General features: G+C 32.7%; 22 protein-coding genes. 1 reads left to right on the forward strand and 21 read right to left on the reverse strand.

Annotation, left to right across the window (positions count from 1 at the left end; genetic code table 11):
* Positions 1 to 76: 76 nt before the first annotated feature.
* A complete protein-coding gene (gene hcp / locus A3M9_RS0103165) occupies positions 77 to 1723 on the forward strand; it encodes a hydroxylamine reductase (protein ID WP_027307917.1) in 1647 nt (548 codons plus the stop codon).
* A 22-nt stretch (positions 1724 to 1745) separates the two neighbouring features.
* Here the strand turns inward: hcp and hemL are convergent, their stop codons facing one another.
* The 21 genes from hemL to A3M9_RS0103270 are packed head-to-tail and all read right to left on the reverse strand — an operon-like array spanning position 1746 to position 20404.
* Positions 1746 to 3014, reverse strand: coding sequence for a glutamate-1-semialdehyde 2,1-aminomutase (hemL, locus tag A3M9_RS0103170; RefSeq protein ID WP_027307918.1), 1269 nt, complete (start codon positions 3012 to 3014; stop codon positions 1746 to 1748).
* A gap of 10 nt (positions 3015 to 3024) precedes the next feature.
* Positions 3025 to 3990, reverse strand: a complete 966-nt coding sequence (gene hemB, locus A3M9_RS0103175) for a porphobilinogen synthase (RefSeq protein ID WP_027307919.1) — start codon at positions 3988 to 3990, stop codon at positions 3025 to 3027.
* 1 nt (position 3991) lies between these two features.
* Positions 3992 to 5440 (reverse strand): uroporphyrinogen-III C-methyltransferase, encoded by a 1449-nt coding sequence (cobA, locus tag A3M9_RS0103180; protein WP_027307920.1) that lies wholly within the window; start codon positions 5438 to 5440, stop codon positions 3992 to 3994.
* Between the two features lie 10 nt (positions 5441 to 5450).
* The gene (gene hemC / locus A3M9_RS0103185) at positions 5451 to 6314 is read right to left on the reverse strand and encodes a hydroxymethylbilane synthase (RefSeq protein ID WP_027307921.1); all 864 of its coding nucleotides are present in this window, start codon (positions 6312 to 6314) and stop codon (positions 5451 to 5453) included.
* Entirely contained in the window at positions 6262 to 6933 is a 672-nt protein-coding gene (locus A3M9_RS0103190; RefSeq protein ID WP_027307922.1) for an NAD(P)-dependent oxidoreductase, read from the reverse strand. The genes hemC and A3M9_RS0103190 overlap by 53 nt, the downstream gene beginning before the upstream one ends.
* Positions 6897 to 8066, reverse strand: a complete 1170-nt coding sequence (hemA, locus tag A3M9_RS0103195) for a glutamyl-tRNA reductase (protein ID WP_027307923.1) — start codon at positions 8064 to 8066, stop codon at positions 6897 to 6899. The genes A3M9_RS0103190 and hemA overlap by 37 nt, the downstream gene beginning before the upstream one ends.
* The gene (gene cobK, locus A3M9_RS0103200; RefSeq protein ID WP_027307924.1) at positions 8063 to 8788 is read right to left on the reverse strand and encodes a precorrin-6A reductase; all 726 of its coding nucleotides are present in this window, start codon (positions 8786 to 8788) and stop codon (positions 8063 to 8065) included. Before cobK ends, hemA begins: the two co-directional genes overlap by 4 nt.
* Complete coding sequence (cobJ, locus tag A3M9_RS0103205) at positions 8785 to 9504, reverse strand: precorrin-3B C(17)-methyltransferase (RefSeq protein WP_027307925.1); 720 nt, start codon at positions 9502 to 9504, stop codon at positions 8785 to 8787. Before cobJ ends, cobK begins: the two co-directional genes overlap by 4 nt.
* Before the next feature lies 1 nt (position 9505).
* Positions 9506 to 10450 carry a cobalt-precorrin 5A hydrolase gene (locus A3M9_RS13065; protein ID WP_051350570.1) on the reverse strand — a complete coding sequence of 315 codons (945 nt, stop codon included), beginning with the start codon at positions 10448 to 10450 and terminating at the stop codon, positions 9506 to 9508.
* Positions 10447 to 11199: a precorrin-4 C(11)-methyltransferase gene (gene cobM, locus A3M9_RS0103215; RefSeq protein ID WP_027307926.1), complete on the reverse strand. Its 753-nt coding sequence runs from the start codon at positions 11197 to 11199 to the stop codon at positions 10447 to 10449. The genes A3M9_RS13065 and cobM overlap by 4 nt, the downstream gene beginning before the upstream one ends.
* Before the next feature lie 4 nt (positions 11200 to 11203).
* Positions 11204 to 11848, reverse strand: coding sequence for a precorrin-2 C(20)-methyltransferase (locus tag A3M9_RS0103220; RefSeq protein WP_027307927.1), 645 nt, complete (start codon positions 11846 to 11848; stop codon positions 11204 to 11206).
* A complete protein-coding gene (gene cbiT / locus A3M9_RS0103225; protein WP_027307928.1) occupies positions 11845 to 12375 on the reverse strand; it encodes a precorrin-6Y C5,15-methyltransferase (decarboxylating) subunit CbiT in 531 nt (176 codons plus the stop codon). Before cbiT ends, A3M9_RS0103220 begins: the two co-directional genes overlap by 4 nt.
* Entirely contained in the window at positions 12365 to 12919 is a 555-nt protein-coding gene (gene cbiE, locus A3M9_RS0103230) for a precorrin-6y C5,15-methyltransferase (decarboxylating) subunit CbiE (protein WP_242826176.1), read from the reverse strand. The genes cbiT and cbiE overlap by 11 nt, the downstream gene beginning before the upstream one ends.
* Positions 12900 to 13964 carry a cobalt-precorrin-5B (C(1))-methyltransferase CbiD gene (gene cbiD / locus A3M9_RS0103235; RefSeq protein WP_027307930.1) on the reverse strand — a complete coding sequence of 355 codons (1065 nt, stop codon included), beginning with the start codon at positions 13962 to 13964 and terminating at the stop codon, positions 12900 to 12902. Before cbiD ends, cbiE begins: the two co-directional genes overlap by 20 nt.
* 1 nt (position 13965) lies before the next feature.
* Positions 13966 to 14577 carry a precorrin-8X methylmutase gene (locus A3M9_RS0103240; protein ID WP_027307931.1) on the reverse strand — a complete coding sequence of 204 codons (612 nt, stop codon included), beginning with the start codon at positions 14575 to 14577 and terminating at the stop codon, positions 13966 to 13968.
* Entirely contained in the window at positions 14568 to 14933 is a 366-nt protein-coding gene (locus A3M9_RS0103245; RefSeq protein WP_027307932.1) for a sirohydrochlorin chelatase, read from the reverse strand. Before A3M9_RS0103245 ends, A3M9_RS0103240 begins: the two co-directional genes overlap by 10 nt.
* Positions 14930 to 16243 carry a cobyrinate a,c-diamide synthase gene (locus tag A3M9_RS0103250; protein ID WP_027307933.1) on the reverse strand — a complete coding sequence of 438 codons (1314 nt, stop codon included), beginning with the start codon at positions 16241 to 16243 and terminating at the stop codon, positions 14930 to 14932. Before A3M9_RS0103250 ends, A3M9_RS0103245 begins: the two co-directional genes overlap by 4 nt.
* A complete protein-coding gene (locus A3M9_RS0103255; RefSeq protein ID WP_027307934.1) occupies positions 16212 to 17054 on the reverse strand; it encodes a hypothetical protein in 843 nt (280 codons plus the stop codon). The genes A3M9_RS0103250 and A3M9_RS0103255 overlap by 32 nt, the downstream gene beginning before the upstream one ends.
* A complete protein-coding gene (locus A3M9_RS0103260; protein ID WP_027307935.1) occupies positions 17047 to 18060 on the reverse strand; it encodes a histidinol-phosphate transaminase in 1014 nt (337 codons plus the stop codon). Before A3M9_RS0103260 ends, A3M9_RS0103255 begins: the two co-directional genes overlap by 8 nt.
* The gene (gene cbiB / locus A3M9_RS0103265; RefSeq protein WP_027307936.1) at positions 18057 to 18983 is read right to left on the reverse strand and encodes an adenosylcobinamide-phosphate synthase CbiB; all 927 of its coding nucleotides are present in this window, start codon (positions 18981 to 18983) and stop codon (positions 18057 to 18059) included. Before cbiB ends, A3M9_RS0103260 begins: the two co-directional genes overlap by 4 nt.
* The gene (locus A3M9_RS0103270; protein ID WP_027307937.1) at positions 18980 to 20404 is read right to left on the reverse strand and encodes a cobyric acid synthase; all 1425 of its coding nucleotides are present in this window, start codon (positions 20402 to 20404) and stop codon (positions 18980 to 18982) included. The genes cbiB and A3M9_RS0103270 overlap by 4 nt, the downstream gene beginning before the upstream one ends.
* Between the last annotated feature and the right edge of the window lie 3 nt (positions 20405 to 20407).

Here is a 20407-nt window from a genome sequence, read left to right on the forward strand (position 1 = left end):
GGATCCCCTTTTGAAAATATATTTTTTTTTTTTTTGAGCAAACTAAATATGTAAATATGAAAAGGAGGTTAAATAAATGGAAGAATTGATGTTTTGTTATCAGTGTGAACAAACAATAGGTGGAAAAGGATGTACAAAGGCTGGTAACTGTGGTAAGGATGCAGAAGTTGCAGCACTTCAAGATTTACTTGTATATGAGCTTAAAGGCATTGGATTTATTGGAAATGAACTTTTAAAACAAGGAAAATCAATTGATAAGGAAATTTCAAAGTTTGTTGCTGATGCCTGTTTTTCTACTCTTACCAATGTAAACTTTGATCCTGAAAGATTTATATGCTTTTTAAAGGAAGCCGAAAAGGTAAAGGAAAACTTAAAATCTCAGCTTAAAAATCTCCCATCCAATGTTCCAGAATGTGTAAACTATAAACTGCCAAATTCTAAAGAACAAATGCTACAGGATGCTAAAAAGGCCGGTATAATGTATGATCAAACACTTGATGCTAACATTCGTTCTTTAAGAGAAACATTAATATATGGACTTAAGGGTATGGCTGCCTATGCCCACCACGCCCACGTTTTAGGATATATTGATGAAGAAGTTAATAACTTCTTCTATAAGGGTTTTGCTGCAACCCTTGACAACTCATTAAGCGTAGATGATTTGTTCAATTTAACTATGGAGTTTGGAAAAATTAATTTAAAATGTATGGAACTATTGGATAAAGCAAATACACAAACCTATGGAAACCCTGTGCCAACCCCTGTTTTAATTACAAAGAAAAAGGGACCTTTTATTATTGTATCTGGACACGACCTTAAGGATTTATATGAACTATTGGTTCAAACTGATGGAAAGGGAATAAACATTTATACCCACGGTGAAATGCTTCCTGCCCACGGTTATCCAGAACTTAAAAAGTTTAAACACCTTATTGGTAACTTTGGTGGTGCTTGGCAGGATCAACAAAAAGAATTTGATAACCTACCAGGCTGTATATTAATGACTACTAACTGTCTACAAAAACCTCGTGATTCCTATAAAGATAGGATATTTACAACAAGTATTGTAGGATGGCCACAGGTTCAACATATTGAAGAAAAGAATGGAAAAAAAGACTTTACTCCTATCATAAACAAAGCCCTTGAACTTGGTGGATTTACAGAAGATGAACCTGAAAAGACAATACTCGTTGGATTTGGACACAATACTGTTTTATCACTTGCAGATAAGATACTTGATGCAGTAAAGCAAGGACAAATAAGACACTTCTTCTTAATAGGTGGATGTGATGGTGCAAGACCAGGAAGAAACTACTATACAGAATTTGCACAAAAAACCCCAAAGGATACAATTATATTAACCCTTGCCTGTGGTAAGTATAGATTTAATAAAATGGATTTTGGAACTATTGGTGAATTCCCAAGGCTTTTAGATCTTGGTCAGTGTAATGACTCTTATTCTGCCATTAAAATCGCCCTTGGTCTTGCCGACGCCCTAAAATGTACAGTAAATGATTTGCCGCTTTCATTAATTCTATCCTGGTATGAACAAAAGGCTGTTTGCATACTTTTAACATTACTTTCCCTTGGAATAAAGAACATCTACTTAGGTCCAAGTTTACCAGCATTTATCTCACCTGATGTTCTTCAAGTTTTAATTGATAAGTTTAATATTAAGCCAATATCTACTCCTGATGAAGACTTAAAGGTTATATTAGGATAAAAGATTCCACTAAGGGGAACCCTTAGTGGAATCTTTTTAATACATCTAAAAAAATCTCAATATCCTCCTTTGTATGTTTAACTGATAAGAACATAGCTTCAAACTGAGATGGAGATAAATATATTCCGTTTGTAATCATATGTTCTGCATATCTTCTATATAAATCTATATTGCACTTTTTTGCATCTTCGTAGTTTTTCACAGAGTTTTCTTCAGTAAAAAACACCGTCATCATTGACCCACATCTATTTATAACAAATGGGATACTCTTATTATTCAATATAACTTCTATTTGCCTATGCATATAACTTGAGAGCTGTTCAAGCTGTTCATAATAGCCTCCATTGCTTTTTAATTTTTTTAAAGTAGCAAGCCCCATAGAAACTACAACAGGATTACCCGACATCGTTCCAGCCTGATAAACAGACCCTATCGGTGAAAGCATTTCCATAATTTCTCTCCTTCCACCATAGGCACCACAGGGTAATCCTCCACCAATAATCTTTGCAAAGGTAACTAAATCAGGCTGTATACCATAAAGTTCCTTGGCACCACCAAGTGCCACCCTAAATCCTGTCATTACCTCATCAAATATAAGAAGTGAACCATATTTATTTGTTATCTCTCTTAAGAAATTTAAAAATTCCATTGTCGCTGGTACTACCCCCATATTACCTGCAACAGGCTCTACTATTACACAGGCAATCTCCTCTCCCCACTTTTCAAAGACTTCCTTTACATTTTCTATATCATTGTAATTTGCAATTATAGTATTTTTTATACTATCCTTTGGAACTCCTGCACTTCCTGGTATATTTTCAGTCATTACTCCTGAACCTGCTGCAACTAAAAAAGCATCAAAATGTCCGTGATAACAACCAGAGAATTTTACAACCTTATCCCTGTTTGTATATCCACGTGCCAATTTTACAGCACTCATAGTAGCCTCTGTACCTGAGTTTACCATTCTTATCATATCAATTTTATAAATATCACAAATTAGTTTAGCAAGCTCAAGCTCTAAATATGTAGGTGCACCAAAGGCTTGTGCCTCCCTTAATGTTTTTATAGCCTCCTCAACAACCTCCTCATCACTATGCCCTAAAATCATAGGTCCCCAAGCTAAAACAAAATCTATATATTTTTTTCCTTCCTCATCGTATATATAGGCACCCTTCCCACTTTTTATAACAGGTGGGTTTATACTAAGCCCCGTAAATGCCCTAACTGGACTATTAACTCCACCTGGCATATACCTTTTAGATTCATTAAATATATTTAAATTATTCATAACACTCCCCCTATCTGTTATTTAGTTTTCTTGCCACGTCAATGGCGTGATAGGTTATTATAATATCTGCCCCAGCTCTTTTTATAGATGTTAATATTTCAAAAACTATCTTTTCTTCATCAATATATCCCATTTTTGCCGCAGCTTTTACCATTGCATATTCTCCACTTACATTATAGGCAGCAATCGGATGATTAAATCTATCCCTTGTCCATCTTATAACATCAAGATAGGAAAGGGCTGGTTTTACCATAACAATATCTGCACCCTCTTCTATATCATATTCTATCTCCCTCATTGCCTCTCTTATATTTGAAAAGTCCATTTGATAGCTTTTTCTATCTCCAAACTGGGGCTTTGAATCTGCAGCTTCTCTAAAGGGTCCATAGAAACTTGATGCATACTTTGCAGAGTAGGACATTATGCCAACATTTTTATATCCATTTTCATCCAGTATATTTCTGATAGCCTTTACCCTTCCATCCATCATATCAGATGGTGCTACCATATCCGCCCCTGCCTTTGCGTGAGATAATGCTATTTTTGCTATAAATTTAAGTGTTTCATCATTATCCACATAACCATCCTTTATAATTCCACAATGTCCGTGGCTTGTATATTGGCACATACATACATCTGTTATAACAAATAAATTTGAAATTTCTTTTATCCTTCTAACTGCCCTTTGAACTATTCCATCATCAGCATAGGCTGAAGTTCCACATTCATCCTTAAAGCTTGGCACACCAAATATCAACACTCCCTTTATGCCTAACCTCTCTATTTCCTTTATTATTTCATCTAACTTGTCCACAGAATATCTATAGTTTCCCTCAAGTGAAGATATCTCCTCGACAATCCCATTTCCTTCAACAACAAATAGGGGATATATTAAATCATCAATATTTAAGATAGTTTCTCTAATTAATGCTCTTATGTTATCATTTATCCTTGTTCTTCTTGTCCTATTAAACATATTAACAACCTCCAACAAGTATATTTAAGATTCCATCTATTGTATATTCCTTGGGTATCTCAGCATTTAATCCTTCTTTTCTTAGCTCATCTGCTGTTATAGGCCCTATGGCTATTATTCTTTTTCCCTTCAATACCTCTTTCCCATATAAAGAAATAAAATTTTTTACAGTTGATGTACTTGTAAAAATATAGATATCGCACTCTATATCTTTCCTCTTTTTCTCTAAAACTGATTCATATAAATATATTTCATCAACTTCTGCACCAATATTTTTTAATGCTTCAACTAAAAAATTCCTTGCCCCTTTAGCCCGTGGTATTAAAATTTTATCCCTACTCTTTACTTCCTTCTTAATCTCTTCAAATATACCCTCTTGAGTAAATTGAACTCCACACTTTGCAATAATACCTCTCTTTTTTAACTCATCCTTTGTTTTTTCTCCTATTGCATAAACCTTAGCCTTAATTTTACGTATGTCAAATTCCATCTTAATTAACTCATCAAAAAATATTTCGACTCCATTCACACTTGTAAATATAATATAATCATAGCTTGATATTCTATCTATATACCCATCTATACTTCCATCTAATCTCTGTATCCTTATGGAAGGTAATTCCAAAACCTCTCCACCTAAGCTTAATATTTTATTTTTAAGATTTACTGCTTGTTTCTTTGGACGAGTTATACATATCCTTTTGCCAAACAATGGCTTATTCTCATACCAATTAAGTTTTTCTCTAAAATTTACAACATCCCCAACCACAAATATTGCTGGTGTTCCTATCTTCTGCTCCTTAATTTTATTTGATATATTACAAAGTTCACCAACACATACCCTCTGTCGACTAATTGTAGCATTTTCTATTACTGCACAAGGGGTACCCTTATTCATTCCAAATTCAATTAACTTATTTGTAATATTTTCTATCTCCCCAAGTCCCATTAAAAATACCAATGTTCCTTCTAATTTAGCAACTACTTCATAATCTATATTTAACTTACCTTCACTCTTAGCTGTAAATATATGTATTGCCTGTGATACACCTCTAAAAGTAGCAGGTATGCCTGCATAGTTTAAAGCAGATATAGCAGAAGTTACTCCTGGTACTACCTCAAAATCTATCTTCTCTTCAAATAATCTTATAGCTTCCTCTCCACCTCTACCAAATACATAAGGGTCTCCTCCCTTTAACCTTGCAACCACATATCCCTCCTTTGCATACTTTATAATTAACTCATTTATCTCCTCTTGAGATTTATAGTGCTTTCCAGCCTCCTTACCACAAAATATAAGCTTTGCCTCATCCTTTGCATAGTTTAAAATATTAATATTAACCAATTTATCGTATAAAATAACATCAGCCTCTTTTATAATTCTTAATGCCTTTAAAGTTAAAAGTTCCTCATCTCCTGGACCTGCACCTATCAAGTAAACCTTTCCCATACTTATCCTCCTAAACAATCCTCTCAACTAATTTTTTACACAAATTAATGTAGTCCTCTTTATTTCCCTCTATGCTTCCTTTCTTTAAAACTCCCGAAACCTCATTTGCAGCAATAATATAAATTCTATCTCTATCTAACTTTGCATAGGCACAGGAGGCACTATGACATCCTCCATTTAAAAGTTTCATTACATACTTTTCTACCATACAGCAAAAATGTACTTCTTCATCATCTATTTTCTTTAAATGTTCTTTATATAAACTCTTTTTTAAAACTTCAACCCCTAATATCCCTTGATTTGAGGCTGGGATAAAATTTTCAACATCAAAATAGTCGGTTATTATCGCCTCAAGATTTAGCCTCTTAAGTCCAGCAGCCGCAAGAACTATCCCATCAAGCTCCTCCTCTTCAATTTTTCTAATTCTTGTTTCAACATTTCCTCTTATAGGTACAATTTCTAAATCACTTCTTAAACTCAATAGCTGCATAGCTCTCCTTCTGCTACTTGTACCAACTCTTGCACCCTTCCTAAGTTCAAAGAAACTTTGTCCACTTATTGAAACAAAGGCATCCCTTGCATCCTCCCTTACAGGAGTTGCAACTATTTCAAATTCATCATTTAAATCAAAGGGAACATCCTTCATACTATGCACTGCACAATCTGCCTCACCCTTTAAAAGTGCAACTTCTATATCCTTTACAAATAGTCCCTTTCCACCAACTTTATCTAATGTTTTATCAAGTATCCTATCTCCCTTTGTTGTATATAAAACCTTTTTAGCCTCTACATTCAATTTTTCTTTAATCAATTCAATGATTTTATCTGCCTGAACCTGTGCAAGCGTGCTTTTTCTTGTTGCTACCCTTATCATAAAAACCTCCAAAAAAAAGTTCTAAAACTAAATTATGCTTACCCTTTAGATAAAAAAAGTAAAAATCATCAGTATATATAAAATTTATTATTTTATCCTTTTCATCAAGCATTTTTACTTCTTCTCTTATTCTTCTTGTTTCGTATAAAAACTCGTCATATCTTAAAACAGAGTCTAATATCTTATCCCTTAAAAAGCAGGTACCCTTAGGACTTCCATTAGATGTTATACCTAAAGAAAAACCCCTACTTTTAATAACAACAGGTACAAAGCAATTTCCTTCCCTGCTATCTGCACATATAACATAAAGCTTATTTAGATTATCAAGCATAGCCTTTATATCCTTATATTCCTCTACTGCAACAACTATAAAATGATATTTATTTAATATATCTATGCTTACCTCTTCACAAATTAAATTAACTTTAATTTTATAAAAATCATCTATAAATTCCCTTGATATTACATCAATGTTATTAATACCCTGTTTTATTAGCCCCTTAGCCTTTAAAAAACCAACACTTCCTCCTCCTATTATAAGCACCCTTATATTTCTTGGGAAAATACCTAAAAAACCAACATTTATATCATAAATATCTTCTCTACTATCCTTAAACATTCCTCTCCTCTTCCCTCTATCAATTCTTGTTTTAACACTTCTATTGCCCTGTTAACATAGGCATCGGAGGTACTTTTAAATAAAATCTCTAATGTTTTAAAATCACTATCAGGGTATTTATTTATATACCTCTTAAGCCTCTTTTTATAAACATTATCTGAACTTTTTTGAAGTTTTCTTATGACATCCGATAAACCTCTAATCTTTATATAGTTGATAAACTCATCCCTGTATTTTTGAATTATATACCTATTTTCTTCCATAATCCTTCTTCTCATCTCAACATTTCTATCATTAATTGATGTAACTGTATCTATATCAAAATAGACAACATCTACTAAATCCTTTACATCCTCAACATCCCTTGGTACTGCTAAATCAAAAATATATCCTCTAAAATCCTTTAATTCATCCCTTCTTAAAACAGTATGTGGTGCTGAGGTTGCACAAATTATCCCTTCAACATCTCTTATGTATTGTGCCTTATCCTTAAAATTAATGGCTACAACCCTTTTGTCTTCTATATTAACCTTCTCTACATCCCTAACTGCAATATAAAGAATATCAAATTCATTTGACAATATATATTTTGCAGTTAACCTATTTACATCACCATATCCTATAAGCATATATCTCTTAACTCCATTTTTTCTACAATAATCTATCACAATTGAAGAGGATGATACTGGGTATTTATACAGGCTACTTTTAAATCTAAACTCCTTTCCACAGGATATCGCAACATCAAAAAGTCTTTTCAAAGTTCCACTTATCACCTTCAATTCCTCAGATACTATAAGAGCATCTCTTACTTGACCTAAAATCTGCTCTTCTCCTAATATATTTGAATAGAACCCACAGGCAACATTTAAAAGATGCTCTATACACTCCCTTTCCTCTTTATAAAAAAAAGTATCCTTAAAATCTCTAAATCCTAATATATCTATTATTTCATCTACCTTATTGTCGCCCTCAACATAAATTTCTGTTCTATTACAGGTTGAAAGAATAACGCATCCTTCAACATATAACTTTATACTTAAAAGAGCATCCATTAATCTGCTCTTTGTAAAGGATAGTTTCTGCCTTATATTAAGGGGAACATCCTTAGAAACTCCTATCATATAAATCATAGAATCGCCCCCGAATTTAATATATTTAATATTTCATCTATATTAAGTCCCTTATTTTCTTCCCTATCAATTACAAGTGGAACTACACCTAAGTTTTTAGCAGCTTTAATTTTTTCAACTGTTCCACCAAAAACACCACTATTTTTCATAACTATATAGTCTATTTTGTATTCCTTTAAAATAGCCATATTAAACTCAACCGAAAATGGTCCCTTAAGTGCAATTATTCTATCTATATCAATATTATTATTTAAGCATTCATTTATACTCTCAACTGAGGGTAAAATCCTATATATATACCTTCTGTCTCCTCTTTCCCCTTCAAATATATGAATATTTCTTGAGCCAATCGTAAATAGGAAATTTCCTTTTTTTGTCTTTATATAATCATTACATTCACTGTAATCCTTAAAAACTATACAATCGGTTAAATCCACCCTTTCTCTTTCATATCTTAAATATAGGACATTTTTGAGTTTACAGGCCTCCCTCGCATTTTTGCTTACATTTACTGCATAGGGATGGGATATATCAACAACAGTATGAATGTTATATTTATCAATAAATTTAAGCATATCATTAAAATCTAACTTTAAAACAATAGGATTATATTCTTCATATTCCCTTTTTCCATCTATTGTTGCTACAGTCAATATATAATCTTCCTTTAATTTATCTAATAAAATTCTTGTTTCATAGGTTCCTCCAATTACCCATATCAATATTTGTACCCCCTTGGTGTTATCATATAACCATCCTTTATATAGGTCTGGCTGTTTCCAATTATAAGTACAGTTGACATATCAACCAAATCATAATCTATTTCTTTAATTGTTGTTATGATAACCTTTTGATTTTTTCTTAATGCATTTTTTACAATTCCAACAGGAGTATCATCCCTTCTATAGAGTCTTATGATATTTATGGCATATTGCAGGTGATTTATTCTTCCAAGACTTTTAGGATTATATAGTGTAATTACAAAGTCTGCTTCTGCTGCTGATTTAATCCTTCTTTCTATTACTTCAAAGGGAGTTAAAAGGTCGCTTAAACTTATAGTACACATATCGTGCATTACAGGTGCTCCAAGCTGTGAAGCTGCCAAAAAGGCTGCTGTAATTCCTGGTATATATTCAACCTCCAAATCCTCTGCCATCTCGAAGATTGGGCCTGCCATTCCATAAAGTCCAGCATCTCCTGAACTTATAATTGATACTTTTTTACCTTCCCTTGCCCTTTTTATTGCATACCTACACCTCTCTATCTCACCCTTCATTGAATTTGAGTAAACTTCCTTATCCTTTAATAACTCTTCAATAAGGCTTACATAGCCTGTATAACCAACAACTACATCTGAGTCCCTTATTGCCTTTACTGCTCTATTTGACATATCTAAAATATTCCCGGATGAAATTGATACTACATAAATCTTTCCCATATTATTCCTCCAAACAAATAGAAATTGTAACTCCATCCTTCTTAAATTTTTTAACTATAAGTCTACCCCCAAGAAGTTTTGCACAGGGTTCTGAAACAGCCATAACCCCTACGCTTTTAAACACAAATTCATCTCTATCGCAATCAACCATATCTATTTCCTCCTTTTTAAAGAAAATAAGAGGTACATTTAGCCTTTCCTTAAGCCTCCAAAGTGCCTCCTCATCCCTTTTAAGTTCATAGCTTGCAACTGCCTTTATTGAATTTATACTTAAATTATTTAAAAAGAAGGTAGTCAATAGGCTGTTATATAGGGTATTGAAATCCACACCTCTTCTTAATCCTATTCCAACGTTTAAAACTTTAGGTCTTAAAATCAAATGCGGTCTATCTTCTTCAACCCGCTTATAAGTTATGTAAAGAGCTATATTGGAATTTTTACTCTTATATCTATAATCATAATCAACATCTATATCCTTAATTAAATCAATTTCCTTTTTTTCAATCATTGCAGTGGAAATAAGCTTTAGATTATCTATATTTTCAATTATCATATTGTTTTTCTTAGCAAACAAATCAACTGCATATATGTTATGTATATCTGTTGAGGTTGTAATAACAGGTGTTGCACTCAAAAAATGTGAAACCTCCCTACAAAGTTCATTGGCACCACCAATATGTCCTGAGATAAGGCTTATTACAAAATTTGCAGCATCATCAATAACAAGCACTGCTGGGTCTTGATACTTGGATTTTAAAAATTTAGATACTATTCTTACTGCTATTCCTGCTGAGGATATAAATATGATAACCCTTGAATTATTGAATATATTTTCTAAATTTCCTTTATAGGTGTTTTTGTTAAATATACAGGCATCTTTAAAATGCTGCTTTAATTTATAAGCAATTTCCTCCCCATAGCTTGTAAAATATATAATACTAATCATAGAGCATCCCTAAATTCGTGACTAAAATTTTTATCATACAACCTACTATATGTACCATTATCATTTAAGAAATATCCTACTAAAATTTGAGCAGTCCTTCGTATATTTTTATCCTTAACCTTATCTGCAATATCCTTTAATGTTCCTACAATAACCTCTTCATCCTGCCACGTTGCTTTATAAACAACAGCACAGGGTACATTTTCATCCTGATAGCCTCTTTTTAATTTTTCAACAACCCTATCTATTTCGTGTACAGACAAAAATATTGCCATTGAAGATTTATGGGCTGCTAAAACTTCTAAGTCCTCCTCTTCTGGAACAGGAGTTCTTCCTGATATACGTGTTAAAATAACCGTTTGCGTAACCTCTGGAACTGTAAATTCCCTCTTAACCCTTGCACAGCTTGCAGTAAAGGAAGAGACTCCCGGAACTACTTCATAAGGTATATTTAATTTATCAAGCTCCCTCATCTGCTCAAGTATTGCACCATATAATGTAGGGTCTCCTGTATGAAGCCTAACTACTCTTTTCCCTTGTCTGTATGCATTACCTATAATCTGTGTTATTTCATCTAAATTCATAGATGAACTGTCGTAAACCTCAACCCCCTCCTTACAAAAGTTTAGATGTTCTGTTGAGACTAAAGAGCCTGCATATATAACAACATCCGCCTCCTTTAAAAGTCTTCTTCCCTTAACTGTAATTAAATCCACATCTCCTGGGCCTGCACCTATAAAATACACCATAAAATCAGCTCCTTTTTGCTATAATCATTGAAAGATAATCATTATCCTTAAGTATATCTTCTCTATCAGTTAAAACTATCTCATCCTTCTGAGTACACCTTTTAATATAAAAATATTTAAATCCCTCTTCTTCTAATAAATTTAATATTTTTTCCTTGTCTAATGTTTTTAATACAACTACGGCATCTAACCCCTTCAAGTCTATTTCATCAATAGAATCACAAACAATCATTTTATCTCCCTTTCTAAGAAGCGGTTCTCCTATCAATGCTGCAGCTGCAATAAAGGATGGAATTCCTGGAATTGTCGAAACATCACCACCAAGATTTTTTATTTCATCTGCTATATAAATAAATGTACTATAAATACTTGGGTCTCCGAGGGTTAAAAATACGGATGTTTTGCCCTCAGATGTACGAAAAATCCTTTCTGCATAGGTTTTATACAAATCCCTACCGCATCCCATAGGTATATCTAAGAATATAATGTTATACTTATCCTCCAATAAAGGCCTTGCTATATCATAGGCTATTGATTTCCCTCTACTCTCGGGTATAAATATATATGCTGCTTCTTCAATTGCATTTATTGCCTTTAAAGTAAAAAGCTCAATATCTCCTGGGCCTACTCCCACTCCAATTAACTTCAATTTTTCACCGCCTTTACAATAAAAATAGGGTTATTGGCTCTATATAAAACTCCATCGTATTTTGATATGTTTAGTAATCTTATTTCAACTTCATAATCCTTTAGTTTTTCTACCATTTGTATATATTTATTGGTTACAAAGTTTGCTACTATAATTCCACCCTTTTTAAGTTTTTTATCTATAAGTTCTAAAATAAAATTAATATTACCATCTGTACCGCCTATAAAACATTTATCAAAGTCTAAATTTAAAATTACATCCTCTGCCCTTTTATTTATTACCTGAATATCAACATTAAACTTCTCAATGTTACTTTTAAACACCTCTATTGCATCCTTATCCTTTTCAACTGCTATAACCTTTGCACCTAATTTACTTGCCTGTACTGAAATACTACCTGTACCAGCTCCAATATCTAAAAGAACATCTCCCTCCTTAATGTCAAGAAGTGCTAAGGATATAATTCTTGTTTCAAACTTTGTCATAGGAACCTTTAAACGTATAAAATCCTCATCCTTAATCCACATAACAAATCACCACACTTAAATCACTTAATTCTTCAAAACAGTCTCCTATGTTGCCCTCTAATATCCTTTCATTAGAATAGGATAGGTTATACCCAACAAACATACGTCCTCTTTTATTCATATCAGATAGCCTTTTTGATATGAAATTTGGTGTATTTATCCTATCAGTAAATATTGCATAAATACCTGAACCTATATCTTTAAAGTCTCTACCGTGAAGACTTATAATATTAGCATTTGACCAGCTTCTTTTTATTTTAGAAAACATATACTGAATAGAAGAAATCGAAGGAACAACCTCCTCTATCTCTATATTATTTTTTATAAGATAATCTAAAACACCATAAAGGCAAGGGTCTCCCGATGCCACAAAACAGGCATCTTTATGCTTTATTAATTCTTCTAATTCATTTATAATTATTGGATTACAAATCTCTTCTATATCCTTTGCAACTCTCTTAAAGGCCAAAACCTTATTTGAATTTTTAATTTTTTCAATTGCCTCAAGACTTGCGTATTTTAAATTACCAGGTCCTATCCCCACAACTATCAAATACATCACCTCTAAATGTATACATTATTATTCTTATCTCCATATCATTTTTAACAAGCTGCTTTATCTTATTTATAGCTCCCTTAAGCATATCCAAAATAACAAAGTTATACCCATTATCCACTAAAAAGCACACAGCCTCCTCTGCTGTTGCCATTTTATCCACCCTATCTATCACTTCATAAGATATGTGATTTTTCGCAAGAAAATAAACAAAGGACTCCATCCTTAAATCTGATATATGACTGTGGGTATTAAAGGCCCCTATGCTCACTTTGCATAGTTTACCAAAATGACCTACCAATGTTACTTTTTTGAAATTTAATACTTTTGCATATTGCAATGCATCTCCTACAAAATTTGATATTATAACCGTATCATCTAAGCCTCTTTTTATTGCAAATTCCTCTCCGTGATTTCCAAAACACATAACAACTTCATCAGTCTTTTTTCTTTTAAGCTCCAATTCCATAAAAATAGTTTTTAAAAGTGCATCATTAGACATAGGCCTTACTATGCCTGTAGTTCCCAGAATAGATATGCCTCCTTCTATTTTTAACCGACCATTAAAGGTCTTCTTGGCAACCTCCTCCCCCTCTGGAGCATATACAATAACATCAGCCCCCCTTAAATGTCCTCTAACCTCCTTCTCTATCATCTCTTTTGGAACCCTATTTATTGCTGCCTCTCCCCTTTTGCCATAGGGTGTGTCCTCTATAAACCTTCCAATCCCTACACCACCATCAATTAAAACCTTAAAATCCTGCCTCTCCCTAAGCTTTACATATATTTTTATTCCATCTGTTACATCTAAATCATCTCCAGCATCCTTTAAAGCATAACAGGTTGCCCATCCATCCTTTAAGGTATGTCCATATAAATTTATCTTCAGCTTAATTCCCACTTTAGTTTCAATTTCAACCTCATTTAATACAATTCCCTTCAATAGATATATACATCCTAATGTTGCAGCCTGTGCACAGCTACCCGTTGTATATCCACATCTTAGCTTTTTACCATCAATAACCTCAAACATACTATCCCACCATATATAAAATTGAATTTACTATTGAAGCCGCTACATTGCTTCCACCTTTTGTTCCTACAGTTGTAATTTGAGGAACATCTAATTTTCTAAGTTCCTCCTTTGATTCCTTTGCCCCAACAAATCCAACTGGTACACCAATAACAAGCTTTGGAGATACGTTTCCATTCTTTATATGCTCAATTAGCCTAAAAAGAGCTGTTGGAGCATTTCCTATAACATATACATCAAATCCTAAATCAACTGCCTTATCAATTGAAGCCATAGAACGCGTAATATCCTTCTCCTTTGCCCTTCTAAAAACCTCCTCATCATCTATAAAACAATCAATACTACAGGATAGTTCCTTCAACCTTCTTTTGTTTATACCTGAATACGCCATTTTAGTATCTGTAAATATATTTACTCCTCTTTTAAATACCTCAATTCCACAATCAACAGGCTTATTTTTAAATACAACAATATTTTCATAATCAAAATCACCTGTTGTATGTATCATTCTCATAACTACATTTAGTTCCCCTTCATTAAATGTACCCTTTATATGAGAACGTATAATTTCAAAACTCCTTCTTTCTATTTCATATGGATTTTTTATATACAAATTCCTGCCCCCTTTAATCTGTCAATTAGAATATCTATAATTAGTTCGTGATACTCGATAGGTCTTTTAAATTCGATTTCAACATCGTATTTCTCCTTCATCTCCCTTAAAATCTCAGGAATATCCTCCTTTATATGTATTCCTTCAAATAGAAAATAGGGCAAAACATCTACATATCTTACTCCATCCTCCCTAATACTTACAAAGGCATCCTCTATACTCGGAGTTGCATTCTCCATAAAGGCTATATAAACCTTACTTTTCACTCTTTCTTGAAGCCCATTTGAAACCTTTATAAAAACATCCTTTGCCTCCTTTGCTCTACTACCGTGTCCAATAAGTAAAATTGCCTTCATACTCCTCTTCTCCCTTCTATCTTATCTAACATTTTATTAAAGGCCTCTATATTTCCCATAAAGCTTATGTGTGGATACATTGCACATACATTTTTATATCTATATCCACATCTCCAATTTGCATCACCCATAGTTTTTTCTACCTCAACATACCTTTTATCATCAATTTCTACTACTGACCTATGGAACTCGTGTCCTGTAAATGTGTCGTTACAATCTCCAATTAAAAATTCATCCTGTAACTTTAAATCTACATATCCAAAATTTTGAAGTTTGTTTGTCATTTTAGCCCTACCATCAAAAACACCCACCATCTCTTCACCATCTATCTCCTTAGTCAAATACATAAGCCCCCCACATTCTGCATAAATATACCCTCCATCCTCTGCATATCTTTTAATCGAAGCCTTCATACTTGTGTTGAAGGATAGCTCGTGTTTAAAGATTTCTGGATAACCGCCACCTATATATAAAAAATCACACTTTGGTATAGAATAGTCCCTTAAGGGTGATACATAGCAAACATTACACGTCTTTTCTAAAAGCATAATATTTTCTCTATAATAAAAGGAAAAGGCTACATCCTTTAATATACATACATCAACATCTCTTTTATTAAGCTCTAATCTTCTATAATAATTTAAATCTTTAAATAGGGCCATCAAATATTCCATATCAATATTTTCTTTAATTTTATCCGACATCTTATCTATTATTAGAGAAGAATTATACACCTCTTGGCTCTGCACAAGCCCAAGATGCCTTGATTTAATTGAAAAATCTTCATCCTCCTCAATAAAACCTAAAACCCTTATCCCAACATATTCCTCAATTTTAGGCTTTATAATCTCATAAATCCTTCTATTTGTTCTGTTTAAAACTATTCCCTTTATCCTTCCACAGGAAAAATCCACAGCCCCCTTTATCTTTGGAATCATTGAAAACATTTCTCCCTTTGGAGAATATATAAGTAATGTATCTATATCTAAGGTATTACTTATGTCAAAGCTTGAGTTTTCAAATGTATTATATATACCATCAAAATATCCCATAGCTCCCTCAATGACAAGGTAATTCCTATCCTCAATAAAAAGGCACTCCTTTGCACCTAACTTTCCCTGAAGATGAAAGTCAATGTTTTGTGCCATACATCCTGCCGCTTGTGATAAATACTGCGTATCAATATAATCAGGACCTGACTTTGCCGGAAGAACATCAAGCCCCATTTTGCTTAAAAGTCTTATTAATCCTGCCGTAAAAAGTGTTTTCCCACTGCCGCTACTTAATGCTGATATCATTATTGACTTCATAGATTTCATCCTTTCTCAATGTCTCAAGGGGGTAAAAATTCATTTTATAATCAATTCTCTCCATATAAAAATCCCTTTTTTCCTTATCATCAAATATAATAGAAATCATATTACCACTATGGGCACCAACTATTCCTAAACCCTCAACTTTTTTACAAATATCTAATATATCATTTAAATACAAATAGGGAAGTCTTTTTTGATTTCTCAGGATACTCTGGGTAGAAACATAAGCAAGCCTTTCAGCCGATTTATTTTTAATAGCCTCATCTAATAACTCAACAAGGTCATCTACTTCCTGAAGTGGAACTTTGGCACTTTTATTAAAACTTAATGTATCTACACCCTCTATCCCTTCAAAGCATATACAATAGAATTTGAAATAATCTCCAAGTGTTCTTATATATTTTCCTTCTTTATAATCAAATAATGTTGCTTTATCAAATATGATGCTGTCAGTTGGTTCTATTTCAATTGCTGTCTTAACAAGCTCTTCTATATTAAATATTCTTTTATACCTTTTTAATAATGCTATATATGCAGCAAGTATGTCAGCTGTACTACTGGCAAATCCCTTCATCTTTGGAATATTGGACTCTATTAAAGCAAAATATTTTTCCTCTATTTCCCATTTAATTGAAATCTCCTTAATAAAGGAGTTGGTTTTTACATACTCATATGTATTTCTTACATCCTCCGTTAAATAAACTCTTGTAAATAGATTTACTGGAAAAGAACAAAGAACATCTATTCCTTTATACCTTCCCTGCAAAATTTCCCCTAAGCTGCCATAGGCAACAGCACTAATCATATAAAGCCTCCCTAAACGCCTGTAAAAATTTTTTATTATTTTCTCTATCCTTTATAGCAATTCTTATATATCTATTATCTAATCCCTCAAAGGATGAGCATTTTCTAATAAGTATCCCTTTTTGTAACATCCTTTTAAATATAGTCTCTTCATTATGTTTCAAAAGCCTTATCAATATAAAATTTGCCTGTGTTTTATATACAACTATCCCTTCAATCTTTTCTAATTCTAAAATCATATATCTTCTTTCTTCTTCAATAAACTCTTTAGATAATCTTATATATTCCTTATCCCTTAAAAATTTTAATGCAAAGGCATTTGCAAAAACATTTACATTCCAAGGTAAAAGTAACTCCTCTATCCTTTGCTTTATTTCACTTGATACATAGGCATATCCTAATCTAATGCCTGGCAGTGAAAAAAACTTAGTTGCTGCCCTAATTACAGCAACACCCTGTTTGTCCTTAAAAAGTTGGATACTATCGTAATCACAAGAAAACTCATAGAAGGCCTCATCTAAAAGAAGATAGGCATCCCTTTCTCTACAAATTTTATATATCTTTTTTAATACCTCCTCTTCTATCCTATAACCTGTTGGATTGTTGGGATTTCCAAGTATTAGAAGGTCATCCTTTTCTAAATCGTAAATCCTATTTAAATCAATATTGAAGTTTTCATTTAAATTAAATCTAACCACATTACGTCCTCTTATCCTTGCCCTATCTACATATTCACTAAAACAAGGAATAAACACAACCACCCTTTTAAATGCAGAAACAAAGGCATCTATAATTTCAACCGCACCATTTCCTACAACAACATTGTCTCTATTACACCCTAAGTATTCTGAAACAGCATCCTTTAATTCCCTATATTCAATATCTGGATAAATATAGGCATCCTTAATAGACTTTAAGTCTGCATTATATCTTATTGGGTTTATATTACTTGAATAGTCTATTACTTTATCTTTACAAAATTCATATACACATCCACCGTGCCTCATTTTAAACACCACCAAACTACTATATAAAAAGCTAAATATAAAATTTCTGTAAGATACATAATTTTTATAGTTCTATTTATATCTTCTGCCTCAAGAGGTCGTAACTTATCGCCTATGGTTGGTTTTTCAACAAGCTCACCAAAATAATAATTACTGCCACCAAGCTGTACTCCAAGTATTCCTGCAGTTGCAGCCTCTGGATACCCACAATTTGGACTTTTATGGTTTCTCCTATCCCTAAGCATAATTCTTAAGGACCTTTTTATTTGAAATGGATGAGTTAAAATCATTAATATTCCAGTTAACCTTGCAGGTATGAAGTTGGCAACATCATCTGTTTTTGCTGGGAAAAATCCTATCTTTCTATATTTTTCATTTTTATATCCAAGCATCGAATCCATAGTATTTATCATCTTATAACATAGAGCTAAAGGTGCACCAAATATGCTTGCATAAAAAAGAGGTGCAATTATTCCATCTGATGTATTTTCTGAAACTGTTTCTACGGTAGCTCGTACTATTTCCTCTCTGCTTAAATTTTGTGTATCACGTCCAACAATATAAGATAACCTTGTTCTTGCTAAATCTAACGACTCTTCCAAAGCCCTATAAACTTTTTTTGCCTCATCAGAAAGACACCTTGCTGCAACTGTAGTATAAAGCAAATATATATTTACAATATGATATATTGCCCTATAAGGACTTAGAATTTTAAGAATATAAAATGGAATTGAAAATGATAGAGTAATATTTATAAATACAATCAAAAAACCTGCAAAATAAAGCATATTATCTCTAAAAATCCTTCTTAAAATCTTCTCCTCAAGGGATATTATTTTACCCATTAGCTTAACAGGATGTGGAAAATTTTCAGGGTCTCCTAATGTAAAATCAATAAAAACTGCCAAAATTAAATCAATCATAGTAGCTTATAAATATAATCTATATCAATGTTATCCCTAAAAATCCTTTCCAACCTGTCAAGCTCTCGATTTCTTATATCTGTTAAATCCTCCGACCTTCTTTCCTCTAATCCCTTTTTTCTTCTTATTTTGTTTAATATATAACTTCTAAATTCTCCAGAATCAAATATTCCGTGAACATAAGTTCCGTAGAACCTATCTTCCCTGCAATCTCCATCCATTCTATCCTTTAAAAACACAAATGGATTTTTATTATCTATGGTAATTCCCATATGTATTTCATACCCATAAATTTTATTTAAAAAGGCAGTGCCTTCTACTCTCTCAAGCCTTTTTTCCTCTAAAAATAAAGTCTTTGTATCAAATATACCTATTCCCTCTTCATATGTACCCTCTTTAACCTCAACACCATATTTATCAAATATTTCTTTTCCCATCATTTGATATCCACCACATATACCAAATACAATCCCCTCAAAATTTCTTATTGCACTATCAAAGCCCTTCTCCTTTAACCATCTTAAATCAGATATAGTATTTTTACTTCCTGGAAGGATAACCAAATCCGCGTCAGCCATCTCCTCTGGTCTTGAAATAAACTTTAGAGATACATCCTCCTCAAATTTAAAGCAATCAAAGTCAGTAAAATTAGATATCTTAGGCAGTTTTATAACTGCTACATTTATTCCATTTTTTATAAAGTTCTTAAATCCCGATGCACTGTCCTCATCATCAAGATTGAATTCAAAATATGGAACTACTCCAATAACCTTTACTGGAATAAGTTCCTCTAACATCCTTATACCAGGCTCAAGCAGTGATTTATCACCTCTAAATTTATTTATTATAACTCCCTTTATTCTTTTTCTTTCCTCCTCCTCAAGGAGCATATAGGTACCATAAATTTGAGCAAATACTCCTCCTCTATCTATATCGGCAACTAAAATCACATTACTATCTGCCATCTCTGCCATTCCCATATTTACAAAATCATCCTTCTTAAGATTAATCTCTGCAGGACTTCCAGCACCCTCTATAACAACCACGTCATACTTTTTTTCAATTTCTTTATATATTTCATATATCCTGTTTTTTAATTTAGGCTTAAAGGTAAAATACTCCTTTGCCCCCATATTTGAAATCGGTTTTCCCATAAATATAACTTGACTTTTATGGTCTGTTGTAGGTTTTAACAAAATTGGATTCATATATACCTCAGGCTCAATATTTGCAGCATATGCCTGTAGTGCTTGTGCTCTTCCCATCTCATATCCTTCAATTGTTACAAATGAATTTAGAGACATATTTTGAGATTTGAAGGGACAAACACTATATCCATCCTTAAAAAATATCCTGCAGAGGGCTGCTGCCGTTAAACTTTTTCCACAGGATGATGATGTACCTTGTACCATTATCTTCATATA

The organism is Caloramator sp. ALD01 (assembly GCF_000472625.1).
Lineage (GTDB): Bacteria > Bacillota > Clostridia > Clostridiales > Caloramatoraceae > Thermobrachium > Thermobrachium proteoclasticum.

What these genes read in the sequence shown, in the direction of transcription:
- hcp (WP_027307917.1), top strand. Translation starts at nt 77, where the DNA reads ATGGAAGAATTGATGTTTTGTTATCAGTGTGAACAAACAATAGGTGGA.
- hemL (WP_027307918.1), bottom strand. Translation starts at nt 3,014, where the DNA reads ATGAATAATTTAAATATATTTAATGAATCTAAAAGGTATATGCCAGGT.
- hemB (WP_027307919.1), bottom strand. Translation starts at nt 3,990, where the DNA reads ATGTTTAATAGGACAAGAAGAACAAGGATAAATGATAACATAAGAGCA.
- cobA (WP_027307920.1), bottom strand. Translation starts at nt 5,440, where the DNA reads ATGGGAAAGGTTTACTTGATAGGTGCAGGTCCAGGAGATGAGGAACTT.
- hemC (WP_027307921.1), bottom strand. Translation starts at nt 6,314, where the DNA reads ATGATAAGGGTAGCAACAAGAAAAAGCACGCTTGCACAGGTTCAGGCA.
- A3M9_RS0103190 (WP_027307922.1), bottom strand. Translation starts at nt 6,933, where the DNA reads ATGTTTAAGGATAGTAGAGAAGATATTTATGATATAAATGTTGGTTTT.
- hemA (WP_027307923.1), bottom strand. Translation starts at nt 8,066, where the DNA reads ATGATTTATATGATAGGAGTTTCTAAGGATGTTCCCCTTAATATAAGG.
- cobJ (WP_027307925.1), bottom strand. Translation starts at nt 9,504, where the DNA reads ATGGGAAAGATTTATGTAGTATCAATTTCATCCGGGAATATTTTAGAT.
- A3M9_RS13065 (WP_051350570.1), bottom strand. Translation starts at nt 10,450, where the DNA reads ATGATTAGTATTATATATTTTACAAGCTATGGGGAGGAAATTGCTTAT.
- cobM (WP_027307926.1), bottom strand. Translation starts at nt 11,199, where the DNA reads ATGGTGTATTTTATAGGTGCAGGCCCAGGAGATGTGGATTTAATTACA.
- cbiT (WP_027307928.1), bottom strand. Translation starts at nt 12,375, where the DNA reads ATGTGGATTAAGGATGAGGATTTTATACGTTTAAAGGTTCCTATGACA.
- cbiD (WP_027307930.1), bottom strand. Translation starts at nt 13,964, where the DNA reads ATGTTTGAGGTTATTGATGGTAAAAAGCTAAGATGTGGATATACAACG.
- A3M9_RS0103245 (WP_027307932.1), bottom strand. Translation starts at nt 14,933, where the DNA reads ATGAAGGCAATTTTACTTATTGGACACGGTAGTAGAGCAAAGGAGGCA.
- A3M9_RS0103250 (WP_027307933.1), bottom strand. Translation starts at nt 16,243, where the DNA reads ATGAAGTCAATAATGATATCAGCATTAAGTAGCGGCAGTGGGAAAACA.
- A3M9_RS0103255 (WP_027307934.1), bottom strand. Translation starts at nt 17,054, where the DNA reads ATGATTAGTGCTGTTGCCTATGGCAGCTTAGGGGAAATTTTGCAGGGA.
- A3M9_RS0103260 (WP_027307935.1), bottom strand. Translation starts at nt 18,060, where the DNA reads ATGAGGCACGGTGGATGTGTATATGAATTTTGTAAAGATAAAGTAATA.
- cbiB (WP_027307936.1), bottom strand. Translation starts at nt 18,983, where the DNA reads ATGATTGATTTAATTTTGGCAGTTTTTATTGATTTTACATTAGGAGAC.
- A3M9_RS0103270 (WP_027307937.1), bottom strand. Translation starts at nt 20,404, where the DNA reads ATGAAGATAATGGTACAAGGTACATCATCATCCTGTGGAAAAAGTTTA.